Origin of the sequence: Bacteroides sp. f07, assembly GCF_042854785.1 — a bacterium.
GTDB lineage: Bacteria > Bacteroidota > Bacteroidia > Bacteroidales > Bacteroidaceae > Bacteroides.
In genome coordinates this window covers 1,653,240-1,666,605 of the sequence record NZ_BAABXI010000001.1, presented here as the reverse complement: position 1 = coordinate 1,666,605, position 13,366 = coordinate 1,653,240, and the positions used below count along the sequence as shown (strand labels likewise).

Genomic DNA, 13,366 nt, shown 5'->3' with positions numbered 1-13,366 from the left:
GAATATTTAGAATTGTATTTTTACATTGAAGCCAATGTTGCGTTGGCTAAGTTGCATGAAGTAGTCTACTCCTTGGAAATAAGTTCCAGTAGAAGCGGTCAACTCCGGATCGAACGGAGCCTTGTTATAGATCATCCACAAATTATGCCCTACAACAGACAAACTCAGATTTAACTTATTGTTGAACCATTTAGTGGGGAATGAGTATCCCACACTCGCTTCTTGCAGACGTACATTTGTCGCGCTATATACATAATTGGATAGCAGACCACTAATACCTCCGGTTTCTGTATAATACGTTTGTACATCTACTTTCCCATAATTGACACCGATACCTCCATTGTCACGTGCCGTTGCTGATTCCTTCGATACGCCAAAAGCATCCATCACAGCTTGAGTTGGTGATATAACAACCCCGCCAAAGCGAGCAGCAAGCATAAAACCTATATTGAATCCCCTATAACTAAAATCATTACGAAATCCAAGATTACTTTTAGGTAATACAGAACCTAACTTCACGTAATCGCTAGAGGATTTTATATCCTCTTTCTTTACATTATGTGTAACTGCATCTACGAGTATATTGCCCTCTGCATCTCTTTTCAAACGATTAGTAGTATATATATCACCCATTGTTCCACCTTTTCTCAAAAGATACTTAATAGGTCCTATTCCTCCCTGGTCGCTTTCCGACAGAGAGTAATGAGTTCCATCTTCATCTACATAGTTTTCCAGCAATTCAACAATCTTATTATTGTTGAAACTAAAAGTCACGTTTGAATTCCATCCAAAATCACCCCACTTCTTATTGTATCCTAAAGAGAATTCCATACCGGTGTTCTGTACATTACCTGATTGTGCATACATATAGGCATATCCGGCACTAGCTGACAATGGAATTTTTAAAGTCTGCTTCTTTGTATTTGATTTATACCAAGTGACTTCCAAGCTTAATGAATTATTAAATAACTTTGCGCTTAGGCCAGCCTCCCACGAGTTCGTCTGTTCAGGATAAAGTTTGGGGAGAGGGTGGTAAGTAGTAGTTACCCATTTACTGGTAGCCGGATCTTTTTCGTATTTCCAGGTAGAAGTCAAGTTGCGTGGGATAGCTGAACCGACAGATGCAAAAGAACCACGAATTTTCAGATATGATACAAACTTTGGCAACTTAATCATTTCAGAAATAACGCCAGAAAGTCCGATAGAAGGATAGAAGAATGATAATTGTTCAGTATTTCTTAAAGCTGAATCCCAATCATTTCGTCCGGTTGCAGTAAGATAAAGCATACTTTTCCATCCAAATTCTGCACTTACAAAGACCGAATTTGTACGTTGTTTCCATCCATTCTCTATCGGATAAGTGTCATTACCCAATGTTGTATCCATATTATACAAAGAGAATACATTTGACATATCTTTCAGAGGGCCTTGGAATCCCCTTTCATTATTGTAGGTCTGCGTAAAACTACCACCGATATTGGCTGCGATTGAAAAATCACCAAATCGTTTATTGATATTCAATATAGCATCTGCATATGCTTGACGATCATCTGTTTTCGAATATTTGTAGAAACCATAAATAGAACTAGCAGTAAATTTCGAATCTGTGGATGCATTACGTTTATCTGTGAAGTCACTATTAGCATTATCAATTCGCACACGGGCAATAATATCTAACCAATCTAATATTTGATACTTCAAGCTGGCATTAGCCATATAGCGTTGTTTTTTTGTCCCATGGTTCATATTGTTGACTACCCAATATGGATTATTCTGCATACTATATCCCGGATCTCCCCATGCCCAGTTTTGAACATTTATTTTCCTGGTGTTATCATATTCCTGATACATACGCACGGTATCGAAATTTTCTCCTCTCGGAAAGAGATAAACTGCAGGTAGCGGATTGAAATATTCACCTTGGGCAATCAAATTGCGGTCCTCTTGTATTATGTAACTGAAACCTACATCCAATGTCATTTTATCATTCAGAAAAGAAGTTGTATTTCTAACTGTGAAGTTATAGCGGTCATATTTACTGTTAGGAATGATGCCTTGAGAATTAGTAGTTCCGGCAGAAAAGTAGGTTTGATTATTTTTATTTCCTACTGACAATGAAATGGTATTTTGGATATTTGTTCCGGTATTAAAAAAGTCTTTTGGATCATATTCTCCAAATGGTGAAATCCCTTTTTCACCCCAAGTTTGGAAAGAGCCTGCTTTATTTATATAGCTATTCTGAAATTCGGGCATTATAAATGGCCGAGAAAAAGTGGAATTATTGGAGATGGTAACTCTTGCTTTTCCTTCTTTCCCTTTTTTGGTAGTTATCAAAATAACGCCTTGTGCTGCATTAGAGCCATATAAAGCTGCCGCTGCCGGTCCACTTAATACAGACATACTTTCAATATCTTCCGGATTGATATCGGAAATACCTTCTCCCTTTGGTTGAGTAGAGTATTGACCATTGGTCTCTCCGTTATTTGTATTGAATATAGGTACTCCATCGATTACATACAATGCATTATTATTAGCTGAAATAGATTTTGTACCACGCATTACCACGCGTGTTGCTCCACCAATGCCGGAAGAGGAAGCATTTATATTCACGCCTGCTACTTTCCCTGCAAGTGAATTCATAAAGTTAGCATCCTTGACCGTAGTCAATTCATCCCCCTTTACTTCTTGTACATTGTAACTCAATGCTTTTTGTGATCGTTTGATGCCAAGAGCTGTAACTACTACTTCATCCAGTACCTTTGTATCTTCACCCATTACAATTTTCAGGGGTTGCGCATTAGCTAGCGTGATTGCTTGGGAGAAATGTACCTTATCAGAATATATATTCTAAATAAATATGATTCTATCCGTTCCAATTCATACTAACTTATTTTATACTCTAAAGTCCATTATATATCAAAATAATCTTTTTGCTTATGTTTTTGTGACCTTATTGATAATACTTGACATGAGATTAATCAAGTAGATATCTGACCTACTCCTTTTGTAACTAATAATAAATATAATGAAAGATATCTATCACTCTTGTTTTCTTCACAAATTGTTTTGTTGATTTATATGGAAAAATAAGAGTTGTACATACAATTTGCATGCATTATCTTAGCTTATAGATTGAAGTTGGTCAATAATTGAGCATTTCTAATTCTTTCTTCCTTCTCGAAGTAAGCTAAATAGTTTTCTGTAACAGCTAAATTAGAATGTCCCAAGCTTTCAGAGATATAAGATGTTTTAGCACCGGCACGTTTTAACACAGTGGCAAATGAATGGCGTGCTGTATAAGTTGTCAGTTGAGCAATACCTATATTTTCAGCTATTTTCCTAAGTCTTCGATTACATTTAGTAACAATACGTCGTACCAACCTGATTCTTTCAAATGCATTTTCGTTACCTTTGGCATATTTAAAAATATATGTCTGCGGGCTCAACTGTGGATTACCCCATTTATGAATGATATTCCACATTTCTGGAGTTATGGTAGCATGTATCTCTTTAGTATGTTTTGCTGTCCTAGATGTTTTAGAACGCACAAAACATATTTCTCCATCTACAATATTTGAATACCGAAGGAATAGTAAATCCATAAAATTAATTCCATTACATAAATAAGAAAATACCCATAAGTCACGGAACTCTTCTATATCTTTTGCTCCATCTTGATAAGACATGATTTTCTTTATTTCCGGAAGGGTAAGTGCTAATTTGCGTCCGCATCCTTCAGGAATCTCATATCTGTCTTTCCCGAAAGGAAAGGATGATTCTTTTAAAAGTCCATCGCGTACTGCACGGTTTAATATACATTTCAAAGCTCGAAAATAAATACTAATACTTGAATAACTCTTGCCTTCCAAAAGCCAATAACGCTCGCAGCGCTTGAGCCAATCAACTGTTACCCTTTCCAACGGAATGTATGTTCCGCCAAAATTCTCTAAACTTTTTAAGGCACTTTGATAGTTTAAGTAAGTACTTGCTTGCTCATTATCTTTTAACTCTTTCATTTTTAGATTAAAAGCACTATGCAGATTTATATCTTTCATCTGTCTTCCTAGCCTTATATTTAAAGCTTCTATGCTAAATTCCCCTTTCTGAATCAGTTCGTTAACTTGTTGTTTAACTGTGGAAAAACTACATTCAATATCTGCTCGTATTTCGGTTAATAGCCTGCTTTTTGCTTTAAGTAATCTTTCCCATTCTTCTTTTGAAAGTTCCTTTCCGGTCGAGTAATATTTTTGTTTTCTCCTGAACACTACTTGAACCTTAACAGGAAATAACCCACTCTTTTTGGCTCTTCTAGCATCTAATATGGTTAACACTGAAACTCCATCTCTTGAATATTTGAACATAAAATGAATGTTTATATCTTATACATTAATTTAAGCATATAGAAATTGCATGCAAAATGTATGCAAAGGTAATAAATCAGTTCGATTATAATGAATGCATAATTTTCTATTTATCAAATATTTATGTGTCATTCTTTTATTAGTTATTTGAATTTCTCATTTTTTTTAAAAAAAGTCTTATCTTCGTTTAGTAAGGTTACAATATAAAATGTACTACTATTGAATAAGCGCTTATTGAAAAAATGTTTTAAGTGTAACCTTTAAATTTAGTGAGTATGAGAGACAGAGATACATGAAACCTTCGTGTAAGAAGCGATAATACTTTATCGCTTATTGATTTTTACCTAAAAACTATTTCTAATTAATAAGAATAAGATGAAAGAAATTATAAAACACAAGTTTCCATACTTGTTATTCTTCCTTTTGTTGTTTTCGTGTTTTGCTTCAGTTTATGGGCAAGAACGGACGATCACTCTTAATCTATCAAAAGTACCCTTAAACACTGCATTGAAAGAAATTGAGAAGCAAACTTCAATGTCAGTAGTATATAACACAAATGATGTCGATATTAATCGCATTATATCTATTAAAGTATCAAAAGAGTCTTTGAATAATGTAATGAATCAATTATTCAAAGGTGTCAATACCAGTTTTTCAGTAGTTGATAACCATATTGTACTTTCTGCTAAAAATAATAAAGTAGACCAACAGAAAAAAACACCGATTGCCGCAAGTGGTACTATAACAGACGCAAAAGGTGAACCGTTGATCGGAGTTAGTGTCTTAGTGAAAGGAACTTCAAATGGTACTATTACTGATATGGATGGAAATTTCAAAATACAAGCTGCAAAAGGTGATGTACTTGAAGTATCCTATATCGGTTATGCCTCCCAAGCAATCACGCTAGCCAATGCGCAACCCTTGAAAATTGTAATGGGAGAAGACACCCAAGCATTGGATGAAGTAGTTGTTACTGCATTGGGTATCAAGCGTTCAGAGAAAGCATTAAGCTATAATGTGCAACAAGTAAAAGGTGACGAACTGACTACAGTTAAAGATGCCAACTTTATGAACAGTTTGAATGGTAAAGTTGCCGGTGTAAACATTCAGCGTAGTGCATCCGGTGTAGGTGGTGGTACTCGTGTTGTGATGCGTGGTAACAAGTCCATCGCAGGTCAGAACAATGTATTATATGTAGTAGATGGTGTTCCTATCGGAAATAAAGCCGATCGCTCCGGAGATGGTACTGGGTTTGGTGGAGCAACTTCCGGAGAAGGTATCGCCAACTTCAATCCTGACGATATAGAAAGCCTATCAGTATTGACAGGACCGTCGGCTGCTGCGTTGTATGGTGCCAATGCTGCTAATGGCGTTATCCTTATCAACACTAAAAAAGGTGCAGAAGGTACAATGCGTTTGAATGTATCCTCTTCTGTCGAGTTCGCCAATCCGTTTGTAATGCCGGAATTCCAGAATACCTACGGAAATATTTCAGACGATTACTTCTCTTGGGGAAATAAAATGGAACATCCGTCTTCATGGGAACCCAGAGATTTCTTCAATACAGGAGCTACATTTAATAATTCATTCAACCTTTCAATGGGAACAGCGAAGAACCAGACATACATTTCTGCCTCTGCTGTTAACTCTACAGGTATGGTTGAGAATAACAAATACCATCGTTATAACGTAACATTCCGCAATACAGCCAAGTTCCTGAATGACAAATTGACTTTAGATGTATCTGCCAGCTATATTCGCGAATTCTACAACAATATGGTATCTTTCGGTACATATTTCAACCCTATCGTAGGAGCTTATCTATATCCGAGAGGAATGAACTTTGAAAGTGAAAAGTATTTCGAACGTTACAATAACGAACTGGGATATAATGCACAGAACTGGCAACCGGGTGGTATGGGTATGGATGTACAAAACCCGTATTGGATTGCCTATCGTAACCTGCGCCCTGAAGCAAAAGACCGTTATATGTTATATGGAAGTCTGAAATATGACATCACAGACTATCTGAACGTTGCCGGTCGTCTCCGCATGGACAACACATACTCCGAATCGGAAGACAAACGCTACGCATCCACTATCAGCACTTTTGCCGGAGAAAATGGTCGCTATAAGTACTCAAATGAGTTCTACAAACAAAAATACGCCGATATTATGGTAAACTTCGACAAGCAATTTGCCCAAATTTATCATGCTACAGTAAATGCCGGTGTATCTTTCGAAGAATACGATACAAAAGGTCATGGATATGGCGGTGACTTATTACTGGTACCCAATAAGTTTACCTATGGAAATGTAAACTCATCCGTAGCCAATGTTTTCGAAACCGGTGGTGATTCACGCACACAAAACTTCGCAGCTTTCGCTTCTGCAGAATTGTCATGGAACTCAGCCTTATATCTGACATTGACCGGTCGTGCGGATAAACCGTCACAATTGGTGAATAGCAAAGAAGAGTGGATTTTCTATCCGTCGGTAGGTCTGTCTGCTATCGTTACCGAGCTTTTGCCAAACAGCCTTCGTGAAAGTATCCAACCTGTATTAGGCTATCTCAAAATCAGAGGTTCTTATACCGAAGTAGGTTCTCCGATTCCATTCACAGGCTTAACACCGGGAACTATCACCCATAAATTTGAAGATGGAACTGTAGCTCCTTTCGAATATTATCCTTTGAATGACCTGAAAGCAGAACGTACCCGTTCATACGAACTAGGTGTCGACTCCAGATGGTTCAACAATACCATTACTTTAGGAGTGACAATATACCAGTCTAACACCTACAACCAGTTATTGAAAGCCGATATGCCGGGAACCAGCGGATATAAATATATGTATGTTCAAGCCGGTAATGTACAGAATAGAGGTATCGAATTGACATTAGGTTACGACCAGACATTCGGTGACTTTAACTACAATACGACTTTCACCGCTACTTCCAATAAAAATAAGATTAAGAAACTGGCTTCCAATGTGAAGAATCCTGTCAGTGGCGAATTGATGGATTTAAGTGATATCAAACTAGGTCGTTTCCGTCTTCGTGAAGGTGGCGAGGTAGGTGCTTTGTATGCTGATCGTCGAGTAGAGAAAAACGAAGAAGGATACATTCCCTACAATCCCGGACAAACAATAGCCACAGAAAACACCACACCGTTTAAGATCGGTTCAGTCAATCCAAAATGGAATCTGGGTTGGAGACATGGTTTCAGTTACAAAGGAATTAATGCCAATGTCATGTTTACCGCAAGAATCGGTGGCAACGTTATTTCCAAAACCCAAGCTACACTGGACCGCTTTGGCGTATCAAAAGCATCCGCTGATGCCCGCGATGCAGGTTACGTAATGTTGGGTAACATTAAGATGCAACCGGAAGATTATTATGGAACCATCTACGATTTGGATTCATATTATGTGTACTCTGCCACGAACATTCGTCTACAAGAAGCCAGCATCGGCTATACCCTACCCAACAAATGGTTTGGTAATGTCGTGAAGAATGTAAACGTTTCAGTATATGGAACTAATTTATGGATGATCTACAATAAAGCTCCTTATGATCCTGAATTAACAGCTTCAACAGGTACATTCGGTCAAGGTTATGACTACTTTATGTTGCCTAGTAGCCGCACTTACGGGTTTAGTTTGAAATTTGGATTCTAATTATTGATAATTGAAATTATGAAAATTAAGAAATACTTATTATTAATCTTCTCGCTAAGTTTATTAACCTCTTGTGAAGATTACATGGATATAAATAAAAGTACCACCGGTGTGACGGACGAAGATCTGGAAGCAGGCGGATTGATTTATGGTACCCAACTAATGGATATGCAACAGCGTGTTATTCCTATCGGTTCGCCGAGTAAGACTACCGGACCGGGTAACGACCTTGCAGTAACGGATATCATGTCTTCCGGAAATTACATCGGTTATTTTGGAATGAATAATAACTGGAAGTTTGGCACAGAGGCTACTTGGGACTTTGCCGATAATCGAATGAACTATGCATACGAACAGCTTTATATGAAAGTATATCAGCCTTGGGTGCAAATATTTCAAAAGATTGGAACTAGCGAAGAGCCCGAGAAACAAGAAATTATGGCTATATTCAATGTCGTAAAGGCTGTCGGCTGGTTAAGAGCTACTGACTGCTTCGGTCCTATCGTTTACTCCAACGCAGGCAATGGCGACATCGCTCCGGCATTGGATAAACAAGAGGATGTATATAAAGCTATGCTAAAAGATTTGGAGACTTGTGCAGATATCCTGAACAAGGCGACTTCTAAGATCATGCCGAAATACGATTTAATTTACGATGGAGATCCCGCAAAATGGACAAAACTAGCCAATTCATTAATGTTAAGAATGGCAGTTCGCGTTCACTTTGTCAACAAGGACTTATCAATAGAATATATTGAAAAAGCGTTGAATCCAAAGAACGGGGGCGTAATTGAAAGCAAAGCCGATGAAGCTAAAATCGGTAACACAAGCAAATATCCATTGCTTAATTCGTTAATCGCAACAATTGATTACAAAGAAAACCGTATGGGTGCCACGGCATGGTCTTATCTGACAGGTTATAGCGACCCGCGTCTGGAAATGTACTATACACAGGGTACATATAACAAAACAGATGGATACTATTGCATTGCTCCGGGTAACACCCAGGGACAAGGAACAAAAGAGAATAGTGCAGAGTTCGCGTCTTGTCCGAAAGTAGAGAATGCAGATCCATTATATTGGTTCAGAGCTTCAGAAACATACTTCTTAAAAGCAGAAGCTGTATTGTACGAATTAACAACAGGAGATGTGAAAAGCTTGTACGAAGCAGGTGTAAAAATGTCTATGGACGAATGGGGTATTACAGATGCCGTTGCCACTAACTATTTAAACAAGAGTAATGTAAAACCAGCGATACTGACAACGAGCAATTATCACTATGCCGGTTATTATTCCTACAGTTTTGACATCACCACTGGAAATGTTTCTCCTAAGTGGGATGATACAGCTTCTGAAGAAGGCAAACTACAGCAAATTATCACACAAAAATATCTGGCTCTTTATCCCAATGGAGTAGAAGCTTGGACAGAGTATCGCAGAACAGGTTTTCCTTATCTGGCAGATCTCTTCGACGACAATTTGCCAAATAAGATCGGTGCAGATGCAAAAGCCAGAACTCCCGAACGCTTCAGCTTCTCCACAAAGGAATATGATGGTAACCCTAATATGTCATCCATCTCTACTTTGTTGAACGGTCCGGATAAGGGTGGCACTAAGCTTTGGTGGGTACGTCCTGACAGACCTGTCCAGAATTAAATAAGCAATCAATTGTTTTAATAATCAATGAACAACAATTAATATTATGAGATTACGTAATTATTTATACATTGGCATTGCAGCTCTGGGATTTGCAGCATGTTCCGACTGGACAGAAACGGAACGTGAGATGTTCCCGGAACAAGAGGAAATAACACGTTTTATACCCTTTATTGAAGCTCAAAGCGAAGAGGATTTAATGCCTTCGCAACGTGAATTTTACAAGGAACTCAGAGAGTATCGTAAAACTCCTCACGTAAAAGGATTCGGATGGTATGGTAACTGGACCGGTAAAGGTACAAACGCCCAAAACTATCTGAAAATGTTACCCGACAGTGTAGACTTCGTTTCATTGTGGGGAATAAGAGGAAGCCTTTCGGCAGAGCAAAAAGCTGATTTGAAATTCTTTCAGGATGTGAAAGGCGGAAAGGCACTACTTTGCTGGATTGTACAGGATATCGGCTCCGGCATCACTCCGATAGGAAAAGATATGCATCAATATTGGGTAGAAGAACTAGGTGGCGGAGATGAAGTAAAAGGAAGTATTGCATATGCAAATGCTATCTGCGACACCATTGAGAAATATAACATAGACGGGTTTGATATTGACTATGAACCGGGATATGGGCACGATGGAACAATAGCAACCAGTCAGGAAATCAGTCCCAAAGGTAATAAAAAGATGCAAGCCTTTATTGAAACGCTGAGTGCCCGTTTGCGTCCCGCAGGAAGAATGCTCGTAATGGATGGTGAACCGGATCTTCTATCTACTGAAACCTCCAAAATGATAGACCAATATATTTATCAGGCCTATTGGGAAAGTTATACAAGCTCGGTAATCAGCAAAATCAATAATCCACATCTGGATGACTGGGAACGCAAAACAATTATCACAGTTGAATTTGAACAAGGTTGGAGAACCGGTGGCATTACCGGCTATTATAGTTCAGTACATCCTGAGTTCAGATACATCAACGGTGCTCAAATCTTTGATTATGCAACTATGGACTTACCTAGCGGTAAACGAATCGGCGGCATAGGTACTTACCATATGGAATACGACTTTGCCAACGAACCCTCATACAAGTGGCTTAGAACCGCCCTTTATTATGGGAACCAGGTATATCCGGGTAAATTTGAATAAACCTTTTAAATAGAAAGAACAATGAAAAAAATAGTTATGACTCTGTTCGGTACGTTGCTTCTAGCAGGCTGCCAGAACGAATTGTATACAGATCCCCAAAAGGACTACGGAAGCGACCAAGGTGCATATATTGCCGCTAAAGGCCCCATCCAGATTTTCGTGGAAGAGGGAAAGGAATATTTCATCAAGGACATAAAAGTCGGCTTAACGGTGAAAGAAGATAAATCATACGACATACCTTTAATCGCCGGTGATCAAGCACAGCTCGACGAATATAACAGAAAGAATAACACATCCTATCTGATGTTACCACCCGAAATGTACGAAATGCCGGCTGCCATGACTTTTAAACCTAATTTAGCCATGCAGTCCATTCCGGTTTCATTGAAGGATTTAAAATTCTCTATGAAAGGAGATTATGCATTGCCTATCCGTTTATCCAAGGGAAGCATCGCTCCTATTCCGGGTGAAGAAGAGGCGCTGATTATTCTGGAAAAACGTACACGTACCAAAGCACTTCTTATGAATAACTATGGAAGTGAAAGCGACCAGATGTTCCCGCAAGACTTTAAAGTCAAGCAGTGGACTATGGAAGTAATGGTCAGACGTTCCGCATACAATGCTCCTAACAAATCTATCGGTGGAACAAAGAATGCCCCTAACTCAAGTCCGCTTGATGAGATTTTCACTCGTTTCGGAGATGTGACGATTGACAATAACCAGTTACAAATAAAAACGGGTGGTGCACAAATCGACATACCGAAGAATAAATTTGCAGCCCAACCCAACGAATGGTATATGCTTGCATTTGTTTATGACGGTAAAGCCACTTTAGTATATATGAATGGCGATTTGGTGGCGGAAAGCGAGATCAGAGATGGAGAATATGGTCTGACCGGCTTCTGGATAGGCGGTAGTAATGAATATGTTCGTGAAGTCCGCTTCTGGGATATCGCCCGCACAGCACAGCAAATCAAGGCATACACTTGGAAGATGGTAAATCCGGACGAAAAAGGATTGCTGCTTTACTATCCTTGCAATGGACAAAAACGTGATCATGAGACAGGCGCAATTACCAATGATGAAAACAAGGTGTGGAACTGGGCTACTTACTATAATGGAGACAAGAGTAAGCTAGATCTTCCTTTCCCTAGAAATGGAAAATTTGATGATAATGATGGCAAAATGTTCGTATTCCCTGCCGAATAATAGAATAATAAGATCAAGATAGAAAACTAGAATCTTAAAGCACATCGTTCAATCAATAACAGAAAGAACGATGTGCTTATCTTTTTTTCAGGAAGCCATATACCTCTTATTAGTCACATATACAAAACAAAGGCATACCAGCTAACCGGCATGCCTTCTATCTCAAACATTCTTTTCCTCTATAAATATCTCTATTTTATCTCTTCTTTATCAACCGGATCACACGTCCGTTTTTCTTATAATCAAAATGATTAGTATGCATCAAAACATTAAGAATCTCATCCGGTGTACTATCAGTTGAGAACTCACCTGTGAATCGTTCTGCCTTCAAAGTATCATCTTCATAAACAAATTTAATATCATACAACTTTTCCATCACATTGGTAATCTCCAATAAAGAATGTTGCTTGAACATCAGTTTGCCGTTAATCCACAAAAGAACATCCGTAGGCTGATTATACTCAATCAGTTCAGCCTGATAAGTATCCGTATTCACGTTCAATGTCTGTCCTGGTTTCAGCAAATAACCATTTTCTTCTGTTCGTGGAGAATCCACCCGCACCAATCCTTGAAGCAAGGTAGTCACTACCCTATTCTCTTCTTCGCGTGCACGCACATTAAATTTAGTACCCAACACGCATGTCTTGATTTGCTTACTGTTTACTATAAACGGAGCATGCTTATCATGAGCCACCTCAAAATAAGCTTCGCCGGACAAGTCGACCTGACGGTCTGAACTCCAGAAAGAATTATGATAAACCAATTTAGAGGACGCATTCAGCCATACCTTACTACCATCCGGAAGTACAGTCTGCGCTCTTTGTCCCGCAACAGTCAGCACCTCATAGTCCGAAAGTTTATTGGATAACAGTCCCCAGGTAACTCCGTCTGCAAAAACAAGTCCGGCAAGAAAAGCAGCAGCCACAGTACTATAACGTCCCCAACGGAGTGATATGTCCCTTCGCCTGGCCTTCTTTTCTTTCTCCCGAACAGCCGATTTAAATTTATCTAATGATGCCTCTGTATCTACAGCATTCATCATCGCTACCCGGTCACCTACAAAAAGAGTATAATAAAGCTGTTCCAGAACTTTCCGGTTTTCCGGTGCCTCCTTACACCAAGCTTCCACCCGTCCGGCTTCCTCGTCATTACATTCACCCCGTAGATAACTCAACAAGAATATTTCATCCATGTCTATTCAATCTTTTACAATAAAAAAAATACAATACCTTTGTAGTAATACAGTCGGCAGCACAAATATACTAAACTCAAAAAGAAAAAAATATTTTTCTCCTGTTTTTATTTCTTTTCTCTACTT

Annotated in this window: 7 protein-coding genes; 4 read left to right on the top strand and 3 right to left on the bottom strand. The window is 38.7% G+C overall.

Features of this window, described 5'->3' with window-relative positions; translation table 11 throughout:
- Positions 1-6 precede the first annotated feature (6 nt).
- Positions 7-2,844 (bottom strand): SusC/RagA family TonB-linked outer membrane protein, encoded by a 2,838-nt coding sequence (locus ACGHVY_RS06710; RefSeq protein ID WP_407936195.1) that lies wholly within the window; start codon positions 2,842-2,844, stop codon positions 7-9.
- 281 nt (positions 2,845-3,125) lie between these two features.
- The gene (locus ACGHVY_RS06705) at positions 3,126-4,361 is read right to left on the bottom strand and encodes a phage integrase SAM-like domain-containing protein (RefSeq protein ID WP_390597971.1); all 1,236 of its coding nucleotides are present in this window, start codon (positions 4,359-4,361) and stop codon (positions 3,126-3,128) included.
- Between the two features lie 375 nt (positions 4,362-4,736).
- Here ACGHVY_RS06705 and ACGHVY_RS06700 point away from each other — a divergent pair, with 375 nt between their 5' ends.
- From ACGHVY_RS06700 to ACGHVY_RS06685, 4 genes are read left to right on the top strand one after another with little or no spacing between them, the layout of a single operon-like run.
- Complete coding sequence (locus ACGHVY_RS06700) at positions 4,737-8,039, top strand: SusC/RagA family TonB-linked outer membrane protein (RefSeq protein ID WP_390597969.1); 3,303 nt, start codon at positions 4,737-4,739, stop codon at positions 8,037-8,039.
- Between the two features lie 18 nt (positions 8,040-8,057).
- The gene (locus tag ACGHVY_RS06695) at positions 8,058-9,695 is read left to right on the top strand and encodes a SusD/RagB family nutrient-binding outer membrane lipoprotein (protein WP_308743813.1); all 1,638 of its coding nucleotides are present in this window, start codon (positions 8,058-8,060) and stop codon (positions 9,693-9,695) included.
- A gap of 46 nt (positions 9,696-9,741) precedes the next feature.
- Complete coding sequence (locus tag ACGHVY_RS06690) at positions 9,742-10,839, top strand: endo-beta-N-acetylglucosaminidase family protein (RefSeq protein ID WP_390597966.1); 1,098 nt, start codon at positions 9,742-9,744, stop codon at positions 10,837-10,839.
- A 21-nt stretch (positions 10,840-10,860) separates the two neighbouring features.
- Positions 10,861-12,048, top strand: coding sequence for a BT_3987 domain-containing protein (locus tag ACGHVY_RS06685; protein WP_390597964.1), 1,188 nt, complete (start codon positions 10,861-10,863; stop codon positions 12,046-12,048).
- A 196-nt stretch (positions 12,049-12,244) separates the two neighbouring features.
- Here ACGHVY_RS06685 and ACGHVY_RS06680 read toward each other — a convergent pair whose 3' ends face one another.
- On the bottom strand, positions 12,245-13,240 hold the full coding sequence (locus ACGHVY_RS06680; protein ID WP_390597962.1) for a FecR family protein: 996 nt from the start codon (positions 13,238-13,240) through the stop codon (positions 12,245-12,247).
- Positions 13,241-13,366 lie beyond the last annotated feature (126 nt).

What these genes read in the sequence shown, in the direction of transcription:
- ACGHVY_RS06705 (WP_390597971.1), bottom strand. Translation starts at nt 4,361, where the DNA reads ATGTTCAAATATTCAAGAGATGGAGTTTCAGTGTTAACCATATTAGAT.
- ACGHVY_RS06700 (WP_390597969.1), top strand. Translation starts at nt 4,737, where the DNA reads ATGAAAGAAATTATAAAACACAAGTTTCCATACTTGTTATTCTTCCTT.
- ACGHVY_RS06695 (WP_308743813.1), top strand. Translation starts at nt 8,058, where the DNA reads ATGAAAATTAAGAAATACTTATTATTAATCTTCTCGCTAAGTTTATTA.
- ACGHVY_RS06690 (WP_390597966.1), top strand. Translation starts at nt 9,742, where the DNA reads ATGAGATTACGTAATTATTTATACATTGGCATTGCAGCTCTGGGATTT.
- ACGHVY_RS06685 (WP_390597964.1), top strand. Translation starts at nt 10,861, where the DNA reads ATGAAAAAAATAGTTATGACTCTGTTCGGTACGTTGCTTCTAGCAGGC.
- ACGHVY_RS06680 (WP_390597962.1), bottom strand. Translation starts at nt 13,240, where the DNA reads ATGGATGAAATATTCTTGTTGAGTTATCTACGGGGTGAATGTAATGAC.